This window comes from Isosphaeraceae bacterium EP7 (assembly GCA_038400315.1).
In the GTDB taxonomy this organism is placed as follows: domain Bacteria; phylum Planctomycetota; class Planctomycetia; order Isosphaerales; family Isosphaeraceae; genus EP7.
This window is the reverse complement of record CP151667.1, coordinates 955779-976688: the sequence shown is the minus strand read 5'-3', so window position 1 is coordinate 976688 and position 20910 is coordinate 955779. Positions and strand designations below refer to the sequence as shown.

General features: G+C 67.7%; 16 protein-coding genes. 9 read left to right on the top strand and 7 right to left on the bottom strand.

The genetic code is table 11. The features are described 5' to 3' along the window. Positions 1-12: 12 nt before the first annotated feature. The 4 genes from hisG to EP7_RS03860 all read right to left on the bottom strand — a co-directional run bounded on the left by hisG (position 13) and on the right by EP7_RS03860 (position 5826). Positions 13-1065 carry an ATP phosphoribosyltransferase gene (gene hisG / locus EP7_RS03875; protein WP_463526272.1) on the bottom strand — a complete coding sequence of 351 codons (1053 nt, stop codon included), beginning with the start codon at positions 1063-1065 and terminating at the stop codon, positions 13-15. After that, positions 1062-2573, bottom strand: a complete 1512-nt coding sequence (locus EP7_RS03870; protein ID WP_463526271.1) for a histidine--tRNA ligase — start codon at positions 2571-2573, stop codon at positions 1062-1064. Before EP7_RS03870 ends, hisG begins: the two co-directional genes overlap by 4 nt. Continuing rightward, positions 2570-3949 carry a histidine--tRNA ligase gene (gene hisS / locus EP7_RS03865; RefSeq protein ID WP_463526270.1) on the bottom strand — a complete coding sequence of 460 codons (1380 nt, stop codon included), beginning with the start codon at positions 3947-3949 and terminating at the stop codon, positions 2570-2572. Before hisS ends, EP7_RS03870 begins: the two co-directional genes overlap by 4 nt. Positions 3950-4203: 254 nt before the next feature. Continuing rightward, complete coding sequence (locus EP7_RS03860; RefSeq protein ID WP_463526269.1) at positions 4204-5826, bottom strand: hypothetical protein; 1623 nt, start codon at positions 5824-5826, stop codon at positions 4204-4206. A gap of 299 nt (positions 5827-6125) precedes the next feature. Between EP7_RS03860 and EP7_RS03855 the strand changes: the two genes are divergently transcribed. The 7 genes from EP7_RS03855 to EP7_RS03825 all read left to right on the top strand — a co-directional run bounded on the left by EP7_RS03855 (position 6126) and on the right by EP7_RS03825 (position 12500). Then, positions 6126-7400 carry a threonine synthase gene (locus EP7_RS03855; protein ID WP_463526268.1) on the top strand — a complete coding sequence of 425 codons (1275 nt, stop codon included), beginning with the start codon at positions 6126-6128 and terminating at the stop codon, positions 7398-7400. Positions 7401-7541: 141 nt separating this feature from the next. Beyond that, the gene (locus EP7_RS03850) at positions 7542-8888 is read left to right on the top strand and encodes a Gfo/Idh/MocA family protein (protein ID WP_463526267.1); all 1347 of its coding nucleotides are present in this window, start codon (positions 7542-7544) and stop codon (positions 8886-8888) included. Positions 8889-8933: 45 nt separating this feature from the next. Further along, entirely contained in the window at positions 8934-9164 is a 231-nt protein-coding gene (locus EP7_RS03845; RefSeq protein WP_463526266.1) for a hypothetical protein, read from the top strand. A gap of 74 nt (positions 9165-9238) precedes the next feature. Beyond that, the gene (locus EP7_RS03840; protein WP_463526265.1) at positions 9239-9928 is read left to right on the top strand and encodes a queuosine precursor transporter; all 690 of its coding nucleotides are present in this window, start codon (positions 9239-9241) and stop codon (positions 9926-9928) included. Between the two features lie 162 nt (positions 9929-10090). After that, entirely contained in the window at positions 10091-10501 is a 411-nt protein-coding gene (gene rnk, locus EP7_RS03835) for a nucleoside diphosphate kinase regulator (RefSeq protein ID WP_463526264.1), read from the top strand. Positions 10502-10646: 145 nt separating this feature from the next. Beyond that, positions 10647-11957 (top strand): Gfo/Idh/MocA family protein, encoded by a 1311-nt coding sequence (locus EP7_RS03830; RefSeq protein WP_463526263.1) that lies wholly within the window; start codon positions 10647-10649, stop codon positions 11955-11957. Between the two features lie 84 nt (positions 11958-12041). Continuing rightward, the gene (locus tag EP7_RS03825) at positions 12042-12500 is read left to right on the top strand and encodes a protein tyrosine phosphatase family protein (RefSeq protein ID WP_463526262.1); all 459 of its coding nucleotides are present in this window, start codon (positions 12042-12044) and stop codon (positions 12498-12500) included. A gap of 10 nt (positions 12501-12510) precedes the next feature. Here EP7_RS03825 and EP7_RS03820 read toward each other — a convergent pair whose 3' ends face one another. Continuing rightward, the gene (locus EP7_RS03820) at positions 12511-13929 is read right to left on the bottom strand and encodes an oxidoreductase (RefSeq protein ID WP_463526261.1); all 1419 of its coding nucleotides are present in this window, start codon (positions 13927-13929) and stop codon (positions 12511-12513) included. Between the two features lie 145 nt (positions 13930-14074). Between EP7_RS03820 and EP7_RS03815 the strand changes: the two genes are divergently transcribed. Together EP7_RS03815 and EP7_RS03810 are read left to right on the top strand one after the other, a co-directional pair. Next, the gene (locus tag EP7_RS03815; protein ID WP_463526260.1) at positions 14075-14572 is read left to right on the top strand and encodes a GNAT family N-acetyltransferase; all 498 of its coding nucleotides are present in this window, start codon (positions 14075-14077) and stop codon (positions 14570-14572) included. Then, on the top strand, positions 14569-16134 hold the full coding sequence (locus EP7_RS03810) for a sugar ABC transporter ATP-binding protein (RefSeq protein ID WP_463526259.1): 1566 nt from the start codon (positions 14569-14571) through the stop codon (positions 16132-16134). Before EP7_RS03815 ends, EP7_RS03810 begins: the two co-directional genes overlap by 4 nt. Before the next feature lie 401 nt (positions 16135-16535). On the opposite strand, the gene EP7_RS03805 is transcribed toward EP7_RS03810, so the two are convergent. Further along, entirely contained in the window at positions 16536-20276 is a 3741-nt protein-coding gene (locus EP7_RS03805; protein WP_463526258.1) for a PVC-type heme-binding CxxCH protein, read from the bottom strand. Positions 20277-20396: 120 nt separating this feature from the next. Next, positions 20397-20870: a tRNA (cytidine(34)-2'-O)-methyltransferase gene (locus EP7_RS03800; RefSeq protein ID WP_463526257.1), complete on the bottom strand. Its 474-nt coding sequence runs from the start codon at positions 20868-20870 to the stop codon at positions 20397-20399. Positions 20871-20910: the final 40 nt, after the last annotated feature.

Genomic DNA, 20910 nt, shown 5'->3' with positions numbered 1-20910 from the left:
CACCCGCCCCGGTCAGGTGTGAAGGGTGGTCTTCAGTCGGTCGAATGTGGAGAGGCCGTCGCGGTCGAAGACGAAGCGGGTGGGGAGGCCGACGACCCGGGCGGCACCCAGGCGGAAGAGCTGTCGCTGGCAGGCGGTCAGTCGCTTGGCGGCGATGAGGGCGGTGACTCGCCAGCCGGGGGTGCCGGATTGGTCCCAGACCTCGCCCCGCGCCAGGTGCTGGGCACCCTGGTCGTGGAGGTAGGCGGCGACCTTGGAGGCGATGTCGGCGCCGGGCTCGGCGGGGCCGCCGACGACTTCGAGGTGGAGCATCCCCTCGGACGATTTCACGCCGTCGAGGGCGTCGAGCAGGAGGGCCAGCTGGCCGGCCTCTCCTTCTTCGATCAAGGTGCGGAGCGTCGGGGCGTGGCCGATGAGGCAGGCGGCGGAGTCGAGGACGGTGCCCCCATCGATCTCGCGGAGGCGGTTGTCCTTGAGGGTGATACCTGAGCTGGTGAGGTCGACGATGATGTCGGCGATCTCCAGCGTCGGGTGCAGCTCCAGGGCGCCGTCGGAGTCGATGAGCTGGTAGTAGTAGACGCCCCACTTGCGGAGGTGGGCGCGCGTGAGGTTCGGGTATTTGGTGGAGACGCGGAAGGTCTTGCCCGCGGCTTTGAACTCGGCGGTGAGGTCGACAAGGTCGATCACATGGGTGACGTCGATCCAGCTCTCGGGCACCGCAACGACCAGGCGGCAGCCGCCGTATCCGAGGTCCTGGGTGACGACGGCCGTGCGGTGGGCCTCGCCGGCGCGCTCGGCGTAAAGGTCCATGCCGGTGACGCCCAGGTGGCAGCGTCCTTCCTGAACCTGAGTGACGATGTCAGTCGGCCGCATGAAGACGACGTGGAACCGGGGTTGGCCGGAGATTGTCGCCTCATACTGACGGTCGCTGGCCCGGCGCACTTTGTAACCGGCGGTCTTCAGGGCGTCGACGATCCCCTCGTACAGGTGCCCCTTGGAGGGGACCGCCAGGCGGATGGGGTCGACGGGCGGCGTTGCGGTCTGCGGGTGTTGGGTCGGGGTCATCGTCTGCGGTCCTGGTCAGCGAGACGGGCGAGATCCCCGTGAACGAGCTTGATCCGGGCCCCGTCGACGGGGTCGATGGTCACCATCCCGCCGGCGGTGTCGACCTCGACGATCCGGGCGAGACCCGCCTCGGCGGCGGACTTCATGAGCGAGGCGACGGGCCGTTCGACTTCGAGGACCACGCGGATCCCCTCGGCGCGGAGGCCGGTCGCAGCCCGGGTGGCGTGGCCGACGGCTTCGGCGGAGGCGGCGACCATCAACAGGCCGCGGGCCGGGGCGGGTTTCGCCGGGCCACCCCTGCGTGCGTCGAGCAACTGCAGGACGCGTTCCAGGCCGAGGGCGAAACCAACCCCGCGGTGATCGCGGTTGCTGCCAAGGACCCTGGAAAGGCCGTCGTATCGTCCTCCGCCGCAGACCTCGACGGGGCCTTCGGGCGTCTGGATGACGAGCTCGAAGATCATCTGCGAGTAGAAGCCGATGCCGCGGCCAAAGCCGAGATCGAGGACGATCCGTGCAGGGTCGACCCCGTAATCCTTGAGGGAGCCGACGAGCGACTCGAGCGCGGCGACGGACTGGGGAGCGACGTCGCGATAGTCGCGGGCGAGCCGGAAGAGAACGTCTTCTGCGGGGCCATTCAAATCGGCGAGCTCGTGGACCAGGGTACGGACACGGTCGAGGGCGCCGTGGAGGCCGTGGTTGAGCTCCCATTTGCGACGGAGCCTGGAGAGGATCTCGCCGCCCGAACGTCTGCCAATGATCGAGGGGACGAGGGTACGGAAGAGGCGGTCGTCGCCGGCGGTGTCGCCCTCGACGATCGCGGGTGGGGCCTCGCCGGGATCGCCCACGCTCAATGAGCTGGCGAGCTGCTCGAGGCCTTGCTCCAACGCCCTGACGTTTCGGCCTGCGCTCGCGGCCTCGCTGAGCATCTCGATCAACGCCGCGCGGGTGGGCGCGGGCAGGCCCGAGCGCTCGAGCAGTTCGAGGATCAGGCCGACGTGTCCGATCCGGATGGTGGCTTCGGGCAGGCCGGCCTCGGCGAGCGCCCAGTCGGCCAGCCAGATCACTTCGCCGTCGGCCTCGGGCCCGGAGGCTCCCAGAAGCTCGACACCGATCTGCTGGAACTCTCGCAAATGGCCCGGCCGCGGCTCCTCGTGGCGGAAGACCGGGCCGACGTGACTGACGCGCCAGGGCAAGGCCGGTACGTGGGGTGCCTCGACGTAAGCCCTGACGATCCCGGCGGTCAGCTCGGGACGCAGACAGACTCGGCCGCCCGGGTCTCCGGCCAGCTCGAACAGCTTTCCGACGATCCCAGCGCCACTCTTGCGCTCGTGCAGCTCGGTCGGCTCCAGGACCGGCGTGCGCAGGGGGTCGTAGCCGGCTCGAGCGAAGCGATCGAGAAACAGAGCTTCCAGGGTCGCCAGCTGGGCGAACTCGCCGGGATGCCAGTCGCGCACGCCACGCAATGGTTCGAGCGGGGCCTGCGCGGGCGAGAGATTGGCCGGTGTCATCGGGAGGGCTCCCGGCCCAGGGCCTCGCCGACGGTCGAGACAAGGTCGGACCAGGCCAGTCCCTTCGTCTCGGCGCGGGTGGTTAGATTGCGGAGATTAAACACCTGGTTGGCCACCTCGTCAGGTCCGACGATCACGGCGAGCAGGTGGCCGCGGGTCGAGCCGTAGCCCATCTGCTTGCCCACCTGAATCGAGTCGGGGTAGACCTCGGCGCCGATGCCGCCAGCCCTGAGGATGGTGGCCAGCTTGACCGGCACACTTGGAGCAACGCCGGGGAACTGAGCGACCAAGACGGGCACGGTGGTCGACGCACCCTTCAGCCAGCCGGCCTCTTCCATCAGGGCGAGCAGCCTGTCGAGGCCGATCGAGGCGCCCACTCCGGGCAGCCTTCGGGTGGTAAACAGACTTGCGAGGTCGTCATACCGCCCGCCGGAGCTGATGCTACCGTAGCGTTCCCAGCCCACGACGGTGGTCTCGAAGACGACGCCCGTGTAATAGTCGAGGCCGCGAGCCAGCCCGAGATCGAATGCATAGGCGTCGGGGGGGACGCCGCCCGCGTCGAGCAATTCGGCGATGGTCCGGAGGTTCGCGAGCCCCTCGGCGGCCCTCGGGTTTGATCCCAACGTGCGCTCGGCGACGTCGAGCACGTCGACCCTGCCCCGCCCAGCTTCGACGAAATCGAGCACGCGGTCGGCCTGGTCTTCGGTCAGCGAAGCCCCGCCGGCAGGGCCCTCGGCGCCTTCGAGCTTCTCGCCGCGGGTAAGCTCGGCCCGCACGGCATCGCGGCCGATCTTCGCCAGCTTGTCGAGTGCCCTGAGAACGGCGGGCCCGCGGTCGAGGATCCCCAGGGTGTCGAGCAGCCCGTCGAGCACCTTGCGGTTATTCAGGGCGATGGTGAACGCCGGGACGCCGATCGCCTTGAGCGACTCGTAGATGACCTGAGCGGTCTCGGCGTCGGCCACGGGGCTCTCGGTGCCAACCGTGTCGAAGTCGCACTGGGTGAATTCGCGGAACCGACCCTTGGCGGGGCGTTCGCCGCGGAAGACGCTGCCGATGGCGTAGCGCTTGAAGGGAATGCCGATCTGGTCGACGTGCTTGGCCACGAAGCGGGCGAGCGGCACGGTCAGGTCGAACCGGAGCGCGAGCTTGCCCGTCTCGCCCCCCTTGTTCACGACCTCGAAGATCTGGCGGAGCACCTCGTCGGACCCGGCGCCTTTGCCGGTGAGGACGTCCATGCGCTCGATGTGCGGGGTCTCGATGGGCACGAACCCGAACCCGGCGAACGTCTGCCGCAGCTTGGCTAGCATTCGCTCCCGCGGGATCATCACCGAGGGGAGCACGTCCCGCAGCCCGCCGGCCACGCGGGGGTCAATCATCGCAATCGCATCCTCTCGCACGGAGCATCGCCGGCCAACCGCCGGCCGCTCGGCAACCTTCTTGGATCTTCGCGTCGACGCCCTCGAGGCAGCCGACCGAAGCCATCTTATCACAGCCGGACAACCCATCGCAGGGCCAAGTTCGGTGGGCCCGGCGCGGATCGACTCGGCTTGCCTGGATCAACAACGCCGCCCCGGGACGAATCTCGTCCCGGGGCGGCGATTTTTGTTTCAGAGGTTCTTGCAACCGAGTCTCAGAGAGCGCTGAGGTCGGCGGCGTAGACCTTGATCCCCTTCTTCAGGCCGAGCTTCTCGACGACGTCCCCGGTGGCCGAGAACGAAAAGCTGCGGCGGGGGGCCAGGGACATTCCGGCGAGGGTTTTGGGCTGCTCATCCGCCTTGGGGGTCTGGCCGATGAGGGCCACGCCGTTGAGGATCAACGGGGAGTAGTTCTCGACCTTCACCCGGTAGGTGTCCTTGCCCTTGACCTTCGGGCCCTTCGTCAGCTGGGCGCGGACCAGGCGGCCGAGGACACCCTCGGAGACGCCCGAGGCGAGGGCTTCGAGCTGGGCTTCGGGCTTGGCGGACTTCTCAAGCGGCAGGGAGAACTTGCCGGCGGGCAGCCAACGCTCGCCGGGGCCGTCGCTGACACCAACGGTGACGGTGGCACCCTCGTCGGTGAGGGTCACCTTGCAGGCCACGGCCGGGCCGGTCGGGGCTTCGGGGACGGTCAGCTCGGTCTTCAGGCCCAGGACGAGCTTGTCCTTGAGCCAAGCCTTGTAGGCGTCGGCCAGCTTGGCCCGATCGCCCTTGACGGAGACCTCGACCATCAGGACGCCGCTCTCGACCGACTTGTCGGCGGCAGGGGCCGAGTCGAGGGTCTCGACGAAGGTGCGGGCCAGGGAGAGCTCGTGGGCGTTGGCCCAGGGCTGGGCCAGGCGGCCAATGGCGTCCCAGTCGAGGTCAGCGGCGACGTTCCACATGACCATCTGAGCGATCGCCTGCGGAGCCTTGTCTGCGGCGAGCTTCTTCAGGGCCTTCTGCACCCTGGGGTTCGGCGTGAGTTCGCTGATCTCGCCGAGCTGAAGCTTCTCACCCTTCTGAGGGGCGAGCTGGCCGTTGCCCTGCTCGGGGTTGTTGAGGCTGGTGAGCTGGATCGGCAGGTGCCGCGACTGGCCGGCGTTGAGCGTTGCGAATGGCCGGCCGGTCGGGGCGACCGACCTCATACCGCCGCCGCCCATACCGCCGCCGCCCATACCGCCACCCATGCCGCCACCCATACCGCCACCCATACCGCCACCCATGCCGCCGCCGCCCATGCCGCCCATGCCGCGCTGGAACGAGGTGAAGTCCCAGGTGTCGGTCTCACCCGTCAGGCTCATGATGAGGCTGGACAGGATTCGCATGCCCATCATGGCGGGGACGACACCGCCGCCCTGCTGGCCACCGCCGCCGCCCATGCCGCCGCCCATGCCACCGCCGCCCATACCACCGCCGCCCATGCCACCGCCGCCCATACCACCGCCGCCCATGCCGCCGCCGCCCATGCCGCCGCCCATACCGCCGCCGCCCATGCCGCCGCCCATGCCACCCATCTGGCCGGTGGCACCGCTCGCGACGAGGCCGGGGGGCAGAACGATGTTGAGCTGACGTTTGCCGCGGTTGGTGATGTGCAGGGTCATCTTGCCTTCGCCGGCGCTCTCCGCGTCGACACCGATCTCGCCGGAACGGAGGCCTTCGAGCAGGTCAACACGGGGAGCGTCATCGACCTTGACGGGGGCGTCCTTGGTTTTTTTATTCGGATCGGCGGCGGTGACGGTGCCGGAGGCGAGCAGGCCGCCGGCTAGCAGGGTCAGCGCGCGAAGTCGGTAAGCCATGGACATCACCTTTGCAGTCGAGACGTGCGCAGTCGAGGGGGGACGGCGTCGGACCGGGACCATCGTCCCTTCCAGTCGCCGGCGTATTGATGTGCGGAGGCGCGGGGTCGGTCGAGGGAGCATACCGCGCCAACTTGAGGGTGAGTCGGGAATCGACGTCCCGACCGCCCGGGCGATGCGGCGAATGCGAGATGAACCGTACATTTGTATGGACGTTTCGCTAGCCTCGCGTATTCGATTTCATTTCGACGGACGAGTTTCCGGGGCCTTCGCGGGCCCCGAGGCGGACGAGAATTTCGATGCGTTACGCGTCCCACCTGCGATGCCAGACCTGCGGCGCGACCTATCCGGTCGATCGCCCGATGAATCTCTGCCCCGTCGACGGCAGGCCGGTGGAGGTCATCATCGACCTGGAACGACTGGCGGCCGAGCGAGGTGCCGACGGCTGGTGGAATCCCGCCCGCGCCGATCTCTGGCGGTTCGGCGGGCTCCTGCCCCTCGACGTTTCCGACCCCGGCGACGCCCGTCATGTGGTCAGTCTGGGCGAGGGGCAGACCCCGTCCGTTGCCTACTCGCACCCCCTCGCCAGCTCGATCGGGTTCACGCTGGAAGTCAAGGACGAGGGGCGGCACCATCCCGGGGCGGAGTTTGGTCGCAATCCGACGCAGTCGTTCAAGGACCGGGGGATGGCCCTGACGGTCTCGATGGCGCGGGCCCTGGGCCTGACCCGGCTGGCGGTGCCCACCCAGGGAAATGCGGGCGACTCGCTGGCCCGATACGCCCTGGCGGCCGGCCTGGAGGTGGCCGTCGTCATGTCTCCCGAGACCGATCTGCCCGTCCTGGGCAGCGTCGCGGCTCTGGCGAAGCTCCATCCCGACGAGGTCACGCTGGAGCTGGTTCCTGGGTCGATCGTCGACTGCGGAAAACGCGTGCGCGAGCATTATGTGCCGGCGGGCTACTTCAACGTCGCCACGTTCCAGGAGCCTGGCTGGCGCACCGAAGGGAAAAAAACGCTGGGGTTGGAGATGGCCCAGCCGACAGGCGATCGGCTCGCAAGCCGGACCTGGAGGCTCCCCGACGTGATCGTTTACCCGACCGGCGGCGGCACGGGCGTCGTGGGTATGGCCAAGGCCTTCGACGAGCTGGAAGCTCTCGGGCTGGTCGGCCCGGCGCGGCCCAGGATGATTTGCGTCCAGTCGGCGGCTTGCACGCCAATTGTCAGGGCGTACGACGACGGCGCCGATGACGTGACCCAGCGATCCGCGGGGTCGACCGTGGCCACCGGCCTGAACGTGGCCTTCAACGTGGGGCATGCCAGGGTGCTGGAAGTGATCCGCCAGACGGGTGGCGCCGCGATCACGGTGGAAGACTCGGCCATCCGGTCGACAATCCGGAGAGAATGGTCTGAGAGGCGATTCGGCTGGTCACCGGAGGGTGCAGCCACGCTCGCGGCCCTCCCCGAGCTGGCGGATCGGAGGCTTCTGAGGCGCGGCGATCGGGTCGTGCTGGTGAACACAGCCTCGCCGGAAAAATACCTGCCGACGATCCGAGACGAGCTCGGCGGCGGGATCTGAGCCCCCTGGCGGCGCCGTCCGGGCCGAGTTACATTCGGCCGATCTCGAATGACGAGATGGCCCGGGTCGGGCCCCTCCGGTCTCTCCCAGCGAATTCTCCGCCCCGACGCGACGAACGAACAACCTCGAGGACGGTCAGCCATGGCGATCGAACCTGTGAGCCGGCGCACCTTCGTCGGCACCGCGGCCGCGACCGTCGCGGCGGCCTCGATGGCTCGCGGGGCGTCCCCGGCCAACGAGAAAGTGCGGATCGGCATCATCGGCGCGGGCAGCCGCGGCGGCGGCGTGCTCGACTCCTTCCTGAAGCGCGATGACGTCGACTGCGTGTTTGTCTGCGACGTCGATGATAAGCACGCCGAGACCACCGCGGCCCGCGTGAAGGACGCGAAGAAGAACACGCCCAAGACCAGCCGCGATTATCGCGAGCTGCTCGACACCAAAGAACTCGACGCGGTCCTCATCGCCACGCCCGACCACTGGCACGCCCTGCCGGCGGTGCACGCCGTGATGGCGGGCAAGGACGTGTACGTCGAGAAGCCGGTGGCGCACAACGTCGCCGAGGGCCAGGCCATGCTCAAGGCCGCCCGCAAGTATGACAAGGTGATGGCCGTCGGCACCCAGCAACGCTCCACGCCCCACTTCATCGAGGCCGTCGAGGCGGTTCGCTCGGGCGCAATCGGCAAGGTCTTCTGGGCCCAGACCTGGAACTTCGAGAACATCAGCCCGGCCGGGATGGGCAAGGAGCCCGACAGCGAGACCCCGGCCTATGTCGACTACGACCGCTGGCTGGGCCCGGCCCCCAAGCGACCATTCAACCGCGACCGCTTCCACCTCCTCTTCCGCTGGTACTTCGACTATGCCGGCGGCATGATGAGCGACTGGGGCGTGCACCTCAACGACATCGCCCTCTGGGCGCTCGATTCCAAGGGTCCCAAGAGCGTCTACGCCGCCGGCGGAATCCTCACCACCGACGACAACCGCGACACGCCCGACACCCTCCAGGTGGTCTACGAACTGGACGGTGGCGCGAGCCTGACCTACTCGATGCGCAAGGGCAACGGCCTGTCGTTCCAGGGGCGGGGCTACGGCATCCTCTTCTGCGGGACCGACGGCAGCCTGGTGCTGGACCGTAGCGGTTACGAGATCATCCCCGACCAGATCTCCGAGCCCTACGGCATCAGCTCGGTCTACGGCAAGAAGCCGCACCGCAAGATCACCCTGGAGCCGAAGACGGTCAAGGGGGGGCAGGACGGCACCAACCTGCACGTCAACAACTTCGTCGAGTGCCTGCGCTCACGCGAGAAGCCGGCCGCCGACATCGAGATCGCGCACCGGTCGACCAACACCTGCCACCTGGGCAACATCGCCTACCTGACCAAGCGAAAGCTGAACTGGGACGTGCAGACCGAAACCTTCCCCGGCGATGCCGAGGCCAACGCCTTGCTCGCCCGCGAGGCGCGTAAGGGCTACGAGCTGCCGAAGGTCTGACCGAAGCGGATACGGGCCGATTTCCACAAGAAGGGGGCGCGACCGGTGCAACTCTCGCGCAAGACGGCGGCCCCCTTGCTGAGGATGGTCGGCCCGTTGATCCAGGTGGCCTGCCTGATCGCCCTGTTCCGCGACCCCGGAGGCCGTTCGACGGTCGCCGGGGTCGCGGTGCGCACCCTGGCCTATTACGGGCTGGGCCTGGGGTTCGTGCTGGTGGCATTGGGCCTGCTGATCGCCCCTTCGTCGGGCGGCCGAGACCGGACCTGGAGGCTCTGAGCCGGATCGGATAGGCTGGTGGCCCCTGCCCCACGCCCCGAGACGGCCCACGCCCCCAGGAGCCGACGCCCACCATGTCGACGCCCCCCGCCCGGACGTACAAATACTACGACCTGATCATGGCCGCCTTCGTGACGGTCCTGATCTGCACCAACTTCATCTCGGCGCCTAAACGCGTCAGCCTGGGCGGATTCGTCTTCGGCGCGGGGATCTTCTTCTTCCCGATCACCTACCTCTTCGGCGACGTGCTGACGGAAGTCTACGGCTATGCGCGGTCACGCAAGGTGGTCTGGGCGGGCTTCGGCGCCATCGCGTTCGCGTCGGTGCTGAGCTGGGCCGTGGTAAACCTCCCGCCCGACCCGACCTGGAAGAACCAGGAGGCCTGGAGGACCGTCTTCGGCAATAGTTGGCGTGTGGTGGGCGCTTCGATGATCGCCTTTTTCCTTGGCGAATTCGTCAACTCCTACGTGATGGCCAAGATGAAGATCCAGACGGCCGGCCGCTGGCTCTGGACCCGGACCATCGGCTCGACAATCGCCGGAGAGGCCGTCGACTCCCTGATCTTCTACCCGATCGCCTTCTATGGCGATTGGCAAACCGATAAATTGCTCCAGGTGATGGTGACCAACTATTGCCTGAAGGTGGGTTGGGAAGTGCTGATGACCCCGTTCACCTACCGGATCGTCGCCTACCTGAAGCGTGCCGAGGGCGAAGACCACTTCGACTACGCCACCGACTTCACCCCATTCTCCCTGGAGACCTGAGGCCTGTCGCCGTCGCCTGACACGACGGAGGTTGATCCTGATCGCCCAGTCAAGGGTACGCCGGGGGGGACGATCGGCGTCCGTGTTATCATGGCGAGGTTCGCCCGAATCGGCATGCCGAGATCGAGGGCGTGGGGAGAAGATCGCGTCCGGAGCCTTGCCATGAGACCCAAAACAATTTATATCACCGAATTCGACCGAGATCGGCTCGTCGAAATCCTGGATGGCCCCGAGGGCCGCGCATATCTCACCGACCTGGACGGGCTGAGGTCGGAACTGGGGCGGGCGAAGATCGTCCCGCCCGAGAAGATCCCGCGTGATGTCATCACGATGAACTCGAAGGTGCGCCTGGTCGAGGTCGAGTCGGCGGAGGAGGAGGAATTCACGCTGGTCTTCCCGCGTGAGGCAGACGCCGAGATGGGCCTCATCTCCGTGATCGCTCCCCTCGGCACGGCCATGCTGGGCTATCGCGTCGGCGATGTCTTCGAGTGGGACGTGCCGGCCGGCCGGAAACGCTGGCGCGTCTCCGAGATCCTCTATCAACCCGAATCGTCGGGCGATTTCCATCTCTGAGGATCTCGTGCGACGCCGAAGCTCGAAAATTGACCGGGGGCACGGGGCGCCGTAAAGTCTGGCCACGCCGTCCGCCGTCGTCGACGGCACGGCCGCATCCCCATCGATTCGCACGATTTCCACGCGGAAACCGAGGGAGACGAGCATGTCGGACCTGAATCGTCGGACGTTCCTGGCCGGCGCCGGATCCGGGGTCGCGGCCCTGGCCCTGCACGGCAAGGCCCGCGCAGCCAGCCCGAACGAGCAGTTGCGCGTTGCGATCATCGGCGTCGGCGGCACCGGTCATGGGCGAGGCAAGGATCACATCAAGGCGTTCGGCGGCCGCAAGGACGTGACCGTTGCAACCCTCTGCGACGTCGACAACCGCGTCTTCGGCGACGGGATCAAGCTGGTCACCGACCGCGGAGGCAAGGAGCCTGCCACGGTGACCGACCTGCGACGTGTCTTCGACGACAAGTCGATCGACGCCGTCTCGATTGCCACACCCAACCACTGGCACGCCCTGGCCACCGTCTGGGCCTGCCAGGCCGGCAAGGACGTCTACGTCGAGAAGCCCGTGAGCCACAACTTCGCCGAAGGCGCGGCGATGGTGAAGGCCTCGCGCAAGTATGACCGGATCGTTCAGACTGGGACGCAGAACCGGAGCTTGCCGGGAGTGCAGGAGGCCGTCGGCTTCCTCCGCAAGGGGGGGATCGGCAAGATCTTCTTGGCCAAGGGGCTCTGCTTCAACCCACGAGGGTCGATCGGCATCAAGGCCGATGCCCCGGTGCCCCCGGGGGTCGACTACAACGTCTGGCTCGGCCCGGCCCCCGAGCGCCCGTTCAATCCCAACCGGTTCCACTACGAATGGCACTGGAACTGGGACTATGGCAACGGCGACTTAGGCAACCAGGGAATCCACCAGATGGACGTCGCCCGCTGGGGCCTGGGCAAGGAAACCTGGCCGACGAAAATCCAGTCGTCCGGCGGCCGCTTCGGCTACAAGGACGACGGCGAGACCCCCAACACCCTGATTTCCACCTACGCCTACGACGACTGCGAGCTGATCTTCGAGGTCAGGGGGCTCCCCTCCAACCCCGAGCAGGGAGTCAAGGTCGGCAACCTGTACTACGGCACCGACGGCTATCTGGCGATCAATGGCGGGAACTGGGCGAGCTTCCTCGGGCCCAAGGGCGAGCCGGGCCCCAAGGGGGATGGTAAGCAGTTGGGCGGGGACCCCGACCACTTCTCCAACTTCATCAAGGCGGTCAGGGAGCGGAAGCGCGAGGTGCAGACCGCCGACATCGTCGAAGGTCATCGCTCCACGGCCCTCTGCCACCTGGGAAACATCGCCTACCGGACTGGGCGATCCCTGACGTTCGACCCGCAGGCCGAGAACTTCGGGGCGGATGCCCAGGCCAACGCCCAGCTGACCCGCGAGTATCGCTCGCCGTTCACCCTTCCCGACCTGGCCTGATCTCCCATCGAGTTGCCGGCGCGATCCCAGCGGGGTTCGCGCCGGCTTCGTCCACGCTCGCCAGCACCGAGGTCCCCGCCTGCCATGAACTTCCAGCGCACCGTCGCCCCCAACGTCGTGATCGCCGACCAGCCCACCGAATCCGACCTCCTCGCTCTGAAGGAGGCTGGATACGTCGGCATCGTCAACCTTCGCAACGACGGCGAGCCCGAGCAGCCGATCGACCCCAAGGCCGAGGCCTCCAGGGCGGCCGACCTGGGCCTCGACTACCTGCACTACGGCGTCGGTTCTGCCCCATTCACACGCGAGGGCGTGGCCTCGGTGGTCGACTTCATCGACGGCCATGCCGCCAACGGCAAGGTTCTTGTCCACTGCCGCAAGGGGGGACGTGCCGCGGCCCTGGTCCTGCTCCAGCAGATCAAGGCCAACGGCTGGACGCCCGACGAGGCGTTCGAGCGAGGCAAGGCCAGCGGCCTCGAAGTCGAAGGCGGACTGAAAAAACTCGTCGAAGGCTATCTCGCCGAGAATCCCGACATCGCCTGACCACCCCGCCTCAGCGACCGTCGCGGGCCTCCGCCAAGATCGGGCCGTAAATCGCCTTGTCGAACGGCGGGCAGCCCGTGGCGAACTGGCCCAGCGCATTGTTCTTCGACCTCATGAGGGTCGTGCAGTCGCTGAAGGTCCGGCAGGTCCTCTTGGGGTCCAACGGCCTGTCTTCCATGACATGACGGGCGAAGTCGGGGTGAGACAGCGACCCACGGCCCAGGCCGACGAACGTCGCCCGGCCCTCGGCCACCTGCCTCGCACCGACGTGGAAGGCCCAGGCTTGCAACCAGCTATAGCCCGAACCGACGATTGCTACGTCGGGGTGCGCGGCCTGGATCTCGGCGCTCAGCCGGAGGTGACGGTCGACGCCGATGAGCGGGTGCTCGGGCGTCTCGTAGCCGTCGACCGGCGGATACTCGAACGGCCGGACGATGTGCGGGCTGGCGTACGGATTGCCCATCGACAGGTTGAAAAGCGTGACGCCGGCGGCGTTCAAGTCGCCCACTAGCCGGATCGGCTCGGCCATGTCGGGCACGCTCGCGTCATCCTCGCGGGTGCCCCAGGTCGATCGGATCGGCGAGGCGTGGACTTCGGTGACGCCTACCCCGTCGGATCCGGTGCGGAACGGGATCCCGTCGTAGATGTTCAATCGCGTGCCGATCATCCTTCCCGGGTTCTCGTCGCGGATCCGTCCTGCGACCTCGCGGATAAATCGGGTTCGATGCTCGTAGGGCCCACCGTATTTACCGGGCCGGGTCTTGGCCGCGAGCAGCTCATTGAGCAGGTAGCGATGGCACTGCTTCAGGTCGACGAAGTCGAAACCGCAGCGATAGGCCAGCGTCGCCGCCTCGACGTATCGGTCCTGGAGCCGGTCGAGCTCGTCGTCGGATAAGATCGGAAAGTCGGGCCCGACCTTCGTCCCGGTTGCCCTGTCCACCATCGTCCGCCCGTCCAGCAGCGGGTCGTGCTGGGCGATGATCGGCCTCGGGTGGCTGTACCGTCCCGAATGGGTGAGCTGCAAGCCGACGACGAGGTCATCGTCGTTGCCCCAGGCACTCCGATGGGCCCTGCGGCAGGCATCGAGCAGCCGGGCCAGGCCGTCGACGTGGGTCTCGTCGATGACGAGCTGGCGGGTATTGGCACGCGCCTCGGGCACGATTGCGGCGGCCTCGGCCCAGATCAGCTTGGCGCCGCCGTCGCCGAATCGCTCGTAACGGCGCAAGGTTAGCTCGCCGGGCGAGCCGTCCGCAGTGCCGTCGCACCCCTCCATCGGCTGGATCGCCAGGCGATTGCCAACCCGGCGACCGCCCAGATCGTACGGCCGACGCAGCGGATCCAATTCATCGGCGGGACGTAGGGTGAGGCCCCTGCGCTCGGCGTCGAGGGCGAGATCCGCGACGGTCTTGTATTTGAAGTACTTGGACATGAAGGATCGCCCCTCGTCGGGCCTCGAAATGTCGGCCGACTCATCGTTGAGGATACTGCGCGGGGAACCGGGCCGACACCTCCCGGCCGCCATGCTATCATCGGAAGTTCCCCGACTGAGGTCGACGGCCGGAGCAATCAACCCGATGGCGATCATCGTCCGCCCGTATCGCGAGCCCGACCGCGCCACCCTGAAGCGCCTGACGATCGACGCGTTCGAAGGGGTCTCGATCGACCACGCCATCGACCGCGTGCTCGGCCCCCTCGCGACCTCCGACTGGCGCGACCGCAAAGGCCGGCACGTCGACGAGGACGTCGACGCCGCCGACGGCGCGGTCGACGTGGCGGAGGCCTCGGGCGAAATCCTCGGCTACGTCTCGATGCGGTTCGACCGCGACGCTTCGGTCGGCCGAATTCCCAACGTGGTCGTCGCCCCGGTCGCGCGCGGCCAGGGTCTGGGGCGCAGGCTGCTCGAGCACGCGATCGGCCGGTTCCGGGCCGAGGGTATGCGGGTCGCACGCATCGAGACTCTCGAAGGCAACCCGATCGGCCGCCACCTCTACCCGTCGGTCGGCTTCCTCGAAGTCGCCCGACAGGTCCACTACGCCATGCCCCTGGAGCCCGAACCGGGACCCACGACATGACCCAGGCATCGACGAGCGTCACCGAGAACGAGCAGGCCCCGCCCCGGCTGCGCATGCGGCAGATCACCAAGAATTTCGGCGGCGTGCACGCCCTGTCCGGGGTTTCGTTCGAGGCCCACGCCGGCGAGGTCCACGCGCTCTGCGGCGAGAACGGCGCCGGCAAAAGCACGCTCATGAAGATTCTGGCCGGCGCCATCACCGACTACGGTGGTGAGCTGGAACTGGACGGCCGGGTCGTCCGCTTCGACGGCCCGCGCGATGCCGAGGCGGCCGGCGTGCGGATCATCCACCAGGAGCTGAACCTCGTCCCCGAGCTTTCCGTCGCCGCCAACGTCTTTCTTGGCCGCGAGCGGACCCGATTCGGGATGATCGACGATGCGGCGATGGAGGCCGATGCCCGCGCCCTGTTCAATCGCCTGGGCGCGGCAATCGACCCCAGGTCGCGCGTGTCCGAGCTGCGCATTGGCGACCAGCAGATGGTCGAGATCGCCAAGGCACTCTCGGGCCGGGCCGACGTGGTCATCATGGACGAGCCCACCTCCGCGCTCTCCGACGCCGAGGTGGCCCGCCTCTTCCGCGCCATCGGCGACCTGAAGAAACGCGGCGTGGCCGTCATCTACATCAGCCACAAGATGAACGAGGTCTTCACCCTGGCCGACCGCGTGACGGTCGTCCGCGACGGCAAGTTCATCGCGACCGCCCCGGGGTCGGAGACCGACGCCGGCCAGGTCTGCCGCTGGATGGTCGGTCGCGAGCTGGGGGCCCTGGCCTACCAGGGTCAACACGAGCTTGGCGCCGAGGTCCTGAAGGTGGAAGGGCTCGCCCTTGCCAAGCCCGGTGGCATCGGCCGGCCGGCGCTTTCGGACTTGAGCTTCGGCGTCCGCGCCGGCGAGGTCGTCGGCATTGCCGGCCTGCTCGGTGCCGGCCGCACCGAACTCCTCGAAGCCCTCTTCGGCGCCAGCCCCGAGGCGCCCACCGGCTCGATCACCCTGGAAGGCAAGCCCGTCCGCTTCGAACATCCCCGACAGGCGATCCGGGCCGGCGTGGCGCTCGTCACCGAGGACCGCAAGACGCTCGGCCTCTTCGACCGGATGAATGTCGGCGAGAACGTGACAATCCGCCACCTCGACGCCCTCTCCCACGCCGGTCTGGTTGACCGCCGGGCCGAGTCAAAAGCCGTCGCCGGCTCGATCAAGCAGCTCTCGATCAAGGCCGCGGGAGCTTCGGCCGCCGTGACGAGTCTCTCCGGCGGCAACCAGCAGAAATGCATCCTGGCCCGCTGGCTCCTGACCAATCCCAGGCTGCTTCTGCTCGACGAGCCCACCCGGGGCATCGACGTCGGCGCCAAGTCGGAGATTTACGGCCTGATCCGTCAGCTTGCTGACGGCGGCATGGCCATCCTGATGACCTCCAGCGAGCTGCCCGAGCTGCTCGCCGTCTGCGACCGAATTCTCGTCCTATGCGAAGGCCGAATCACCGCCGACATCCCCCGGCCCGAGGCCACCGAGGAGACCATCATGCACGCCGCGACCAAATTCCTGGAGCGAGCGACTGTTTCATGAAAGGGTCTCCATGAGTCGAACGGTTCTCACTGCGGGACTCTCAGCCTTGGTACTGGGAGCGTTCCTGGTCAATCACTGGTGGGTCGCGGAGTTCCACAGGAACGTTCGAAAGCAGATTACGGGCGGTTCCCTGGATCAGATTCCGCCCGGGACACCTCTCCGTGATGTCGGGGTTAGCACGACGGCGGGATCGATCAGAGCGATCACCATCGACGCGATTTGCCAGCGATTCTGGTTCATTCTCCTCCCGCTGGTCGTCGCACTCTGCTTCGGAGTCGCCGTTTTGTTGACGCCAGAAACTCCGAAGGCCGTGGCCACGCCGCCTCCTCCAGCGAGTCGTTGAGGCCGCGGATCGCGCGTCAAGCCGCGTCGTTCCTGCCCGGCCCCAACGACGAGTGGACTTACGGCTTGGCGGCGGCCGGCGCCTCCTTCAAGGTTTCCAGATAGGCGATCAGGTCGGCGAAGTCTTCCCGGCTCAGCCCTTCTGCAAGACCGCTGGGCATCAGGGAGACGTCGCCGACCTTGCGTTCTTCGATCTGGTCGCGGGGAATTCGCTGCCGCTTCGCGTCGGCGTCCTCGATCTCCAAAGCGTCGTCGGATTCGACCTTGAGGATGCCGTTGACGAGCTTGCCATCGGTGAGGGCGAGGACGGTTGGCTCGTAGCCGGAACTGATCCGAGCGGAAGGATAGAGCACCGACGCGATCAGCTCGGCTCGAGGGTATTTCGAGGCGATGCCCGAGAGCTCGGGTCCGACTGCCCCGCCCTGGCCGGAGACGGCGTGGCACTTCAGGCAGGCGAGGCCCTTGAGGTCGGAGAAGAGGGCCCGGCCGCGGGTGGGTTCGCCGCCGGATTTCTCGGCGAAGACGCGGTAAGTGTCGGGGTCGAAGGCACCCGTGGCCGGGGCCTTGAGGAAGGCGTAGTCCGAGGGCCGCGTCAGTCCGGCCAAGAAAAACCAGCCCCCGCCGGCGTTGCCGCAGCGGACGAGAAGGCGATTCGCTCCCTCTTCCAGCGTCACGTCGACACGCTCAGCCTCGTCTTCTGAATTCCCTCGACCCCGGTCCGACTTGAAGACCTCCTGGCCGTTGAGCCAGACGCGCAGGGTGTCATCGGCGAGCAGGACGAGCTGCGCGGGACGCCTGGTCTCACTCTGGATCACGGCGGACGCGAACGCGGTGACGTCGTCACGCTGCCCCAGGGCCTCGGCCAGGTTGATCCGTCCTCGATCGTTGACCGAACTGGCCGGAGGAGCGATCCACCCGACCTCGGTCTGAGTGGCGGACTGGAATTTCCGGGTGAGATCGACCGCCTTGTCGTCGGGGAACTCCGGGTCTTTCTTCTCCGGGAACGGCCCGACGATGTGCCAGCCCTTAATCGGCTCGCCGCGCGAGAACGCCTTTCGCAACTCGGCAACGGCGACGCCCGAAAGCTCCTTGCGTGCGGCGAACTGGTCGAGCACCGGCGTGGCCTTCTCCCTGATCGAGACCAGGGCCAGCCCCGAGGCCTTGCGCAAGTCTCCATTTTTGTCAGACAGGCCCGCGACGTAAACACGGATGGCGCGGGGGTCGGGCAGCGAGGCCAGGGCGGTCGAGGCCTCGAACCGGGTCGCATCCTCTCCGGCCAACGCGATTAATGCGGGGACGGCCTCGACGTCCTTCAAGGAGCCCGACGCGGCGATGGCGGCCGTCTTCACGCCAAGGTCGGGGTCCGCCAGAAGCGGCCGGATGTCGGCCGGTGATGCGCCTGGTAGGGCCGTCAAGGCGACGACGGCGGCCGATCGCACGGCAGGGTCGGAATTGGCCAGGGCACCGACCAGGGCGGGTCGCGCCTCGGGCGACTTGAAATTCCCCAGGGCGGCCGCGACCAGCGCCATGCGGGAACCTTCGAGCGTTCCCTTGGACAGCAGCTCAACGAAGGCCGCGGTCGCCTTCGGGCCGCCGATGGCCTTGATCGCGGCGAGCGAGGCATCGCGAACCTCGGCGGTCGTGGCCTGATTGTTCAGGGCGAGGGTCAGCGTCGGCACGCCTTCGGCGTCGCCCATCTGGCCCAGGGATCGTGCAATCTCGGTCTGAACGCCGGCGTCGGGCTCGGCGCCGAAGCGGGCTCGGATGGCTGCGAGGGCTGCGCGGTCTCCCGTCACGCGGACGGCCCCGGCGGCGGCCATACGGATCGCGGCGACGGGATCAGATAGGGCATCTCGGCAGGCAACCAGGACAAACTCGGTGCCGGCCCAGTCGACATCCTTGGCCGGGGGCTTGTTCAGGAAGGGTCGAGTCCCCCACCAGGAGCCGTCCCAGGGATGCGGCTTGCGGTGGTTCTCGGCGAGATAGCCGAGCGCCTTGGCCCGCTCATCGGCGGGCCGGGCCGGATCCTTCGCATAAGCGGACAGCGTCTCGATGGCCTTCTGGCTGTAGGCCTCCTCCATTGCCGCGAGCAACGCCAGACGCACCTTGGCGTCTGGCGAATCGAGACCACGCGCCGCAACATCCCAGGCATCGATCCGCCGCAGGGCCACGCGGGCGGCGAAGGCGAGGAAGAAGTCCGGGCTGGCGATTGACGCCACAATCGCTGGGATGGCCCGGGAATCGCCGATGCGTCCCAGGGCGATCAGGGCCTGAAGTCGGACGCTCGGCTCGGGGTCGGACGCGGCGGCATTGAGGTCGTCGAGGGCCGTTTTTGTCGCTCGCAAACCCAGCGCACGGGCCGCCTGGGCGCAGACGTCGGGAGAGCCGGACTTCAGGGCCGCGCGGACGGCCGATTCACCGACGGGGGTCGCGCCGGCGATCGCATCGACGATCCAGACGAGGTGCCGGGCGGCGATCGGCTCGGTGCTTGCCGACTTCAAGGCCGAAACAACGAGAGAAAGGATCGAAGGGTCGGTCGCTGCGACGCGGATCAAGGCCGCTTGCGCTCGCATCCGCTCATTGAACGACGGATGCTCCAGGCGCGCGAGCTGGGCCGATGCTGCGTCGGCGTCGGAGCCACGCGCGGTGGGCGTCTCGGGTTCCTTTCGCGTCAGGGCATAGACGCGGCCGAGCTTCTCGGCCTTGTTCGCCCAGCCGCCCATGCTCCAGTCGGCGATGTAGAGGGTGGCGCCGTCGTGGGAGAGGGCCAGGTCGAGCGGGCGGAAATCGGCGACCTCCCCCTTCTCGACCAGCTCGATCACGTCGGCGACGCGGAAGGTGGCCCCTTCAGGCTCGAAGGCAATGGCCCTTACCGACTGCTTGGCCCACTCGGCCCAGATCCCACGGCCACGGAACTTGGCCGGCCAGGCGTCTTCCTTATAGAGCACACCGCCGCAGGGAGACCCGCCGCCGTACTCGGCCATGCGCGGGAGCATGCGGTCGGTCCGCGTGTGGTAGTCGTATGGATAGCCGTAAAAGCCGCCGTCGATGTGGTGCGTGACGCGGGTCCACCAGCCGCCGCCGTCGTCGGTGTTGTCGTAGGTGAATAGGTTGTCGGCGGCGTCGAGGTTCGGCTCAAGGTGATTGCGGGTGCCCGAGGTGAACAGCTCAAGCTCGGTGCCGTCGGGCTTGCATCGGATCGTCCCGCCGCCGATGAGCTGGACCGAACGGCCGTCGGGTCCGTGCACACCGGGGACCCCTTTGTCGCCCACCGAGATGTACAGTCGACCGTCGACACCGAACTGGATCCCCGAGACGATGTGGTCGTTGAATCCCTTGGGTCCGGGGCCGAGGTCTTTGAAGATGTCCTTGCGCTCGTCGGCCTTGCCGTCGCCGTCGGTGTCCCGCAGCACGGTCAGTCGGGGCATGTTCATCACATAAAGCGCCCCGTCGCGCCAGGCCATGCCGAAGATCGGTCGGAACCCCTCGGCGAAGACCACCGGTTCCTTGCCGTCGCGGAAGACGAGGATCCGGCCGTTGTCCGCCTCATATGGGCCGATCTGGTCCATCGGGTCTTCGGCGACGTACAAGGCCCCGTCAGGCGCGGTGGCGATCTGGCAGGGGAACTCCACCGCGGGCACGGCGGCCACCAGCCTGATCTTGAACCCATCCGCCACCTTGGGCAGCGCCCCGCGAGAGGCCGTCGGCATTCCGACGATCGCGATGGCCAGGGTGGCTATCAGACGGAGCAATCGTCCACGGCTCGTGGCGCGGGCGAGGGGAGCGTGCGGGGTGGGCATCGGGCGGGATCCTCGTACTTCGGCGGGCGGGTTCCGCGGCGGGCGCGGGGCGTGCGGGCGGGGGTCTCCGGATTGTAAGTGGCGCGCAAAGGCGACGCAACGACCCGAGATCCGCCCGGATCAGGCCCGGAAGCCGATCTGACGCGTGGCCTCGTACATCGCGACCGACGCGGCATTGGCCAGGTTCAGGCTTCGAGCCTCGGGCCTCATCGGGATGCGCACGGCCGACTCGGGCCGCTCGTCGAGCCAGCGTGCGGGCAGGCCTCGGCTCTCGGGCCCGAAAACAAGGGCATCGCCCGGCCGATAGATGGCCTCGGTGTAGAGCCCCTTGGCCTTGGTGCTGAAGAGCCAGGTGCGGCCGTCGCCCAGGCCCGTAAGCACCTCCTCGAAGCGGTCGACGACCCGGCAGTCCAGGTGCTCCCAGTAGTCAAGGCCCGCGCGTTTCCTGTGGCGGTCGTCGAGGTGGAAGCCCAGGGGGCGGACCAACCAGAGGGTCGCCCCCAGCGCCACGCAGGTCCGGCCGATGGCCCCCGCGTTAGCGGCGATCTCGGGCTCGACCAGCACGACGTGCATCGAGGGAGGATGGCTCTTCATGGCGTCGGCCTTAACGTCAAGGGGCCGACCCCGTAGGAGG

Coding starts and splice junctions, on each gene's coding strand:
- EP7_RS03870 (WP_463526271.1), bottom strand. CDS start 2,573: ATGACACCGGCCAATCTCTCGCCCGCGCAGGCCCCGCTCGAACCATTG.
- EP7_RS03825 (WP_463526262.1), top strand. CDS start 12,042: ATGAACTTCCAGCGCACCGTCGCCCCCAACGTCGTGATCGCCGACCAG.
- EP7_RS03840 (WP_463526265.1), top strand. CDS start 9,239: ATGTCGACGCCCCCCGCCCGGACGTACAAATACTACGACCTGATCATG.
- EP7_RS03815 (WP_463526260.1), top strand. CDS start 14,075: ATGGCGATCATCGTCCGCCCGTATCGCGAGCCCGACCGCGCCACCCTG.
- EP7_RS03800 (WP_463526257.1), bottom strand. CDS start 20,870: ATGAAGAGCCATCCTCCCTCGATGCACGTCGTGCTGGTCGAGCCCGAG.
- EP7_RS03855 (WP_463526268.1), top strand. CDS start 6,126: ATGCGTTACGCGTCCCACCTGCGATGCCAGACCTGCGGCGCGACCTAT.
- hisG (WP_463526272.1), bottom strand. CDS start 1,065: ATGACCCCGACCCAACACCCGCAGACCGCAACGCCGCCCGTCGACCCC.
- EP7_RS03810 (WP_463526259.1), top strand. CDS start 14,569: ATGACCCAGGCATCGACGAGCGTCACCGAGAACGAGCAGGCCCCGCCC.
- hisS (WP_463526270.1), bottom strand. CDS start 3,949: ATGATTGACCCCCGCGTGGCCGGCGGGCTGCGGGACGTGCTCCCCTCG.
- EP7_RS03830 (WP_463526263.1), top strand. CDS start 10,647: ATGTCGGACCTGAATCGTCGGACGTTCCTGGCCGGCGCCGGATCCGGG.
- EP7_RS03805 (WP_463526258.1), bottom strand. CDS start 20,276: ATGCCCACCCCGCACGCTCCCCTCGCCCGCGCCACGAGCCGTGGACGA.
- EP7_RS03820 (WP_463526261.1), bottom strand. CDS start 13,929: ATGTCCAAGTACTTCAAATACAAGACCGTCGCGGATCTCGCCCTCGAC.
- EP7_RS03850 (WP_463526267.1), top strand. CDS start 7,542: ATGGCGATCGAACCTGTGAGCCGGCGCACCTTCGTCGGCACCGCGGCC.
- rnk (WP_463526264.1), top strand. CDS start 10,091: ATGAGACCCAAAACAATTTATATCACCGAATTCGACCGAGATCGGCTC.
- EP7_RS03860 (WP_463526269.1), bottom strand. CDS start 5,826: ATGGCTTACCGACTTCGCGCGCTGACCCTGCTAGCCGGCGGCCTGCTC.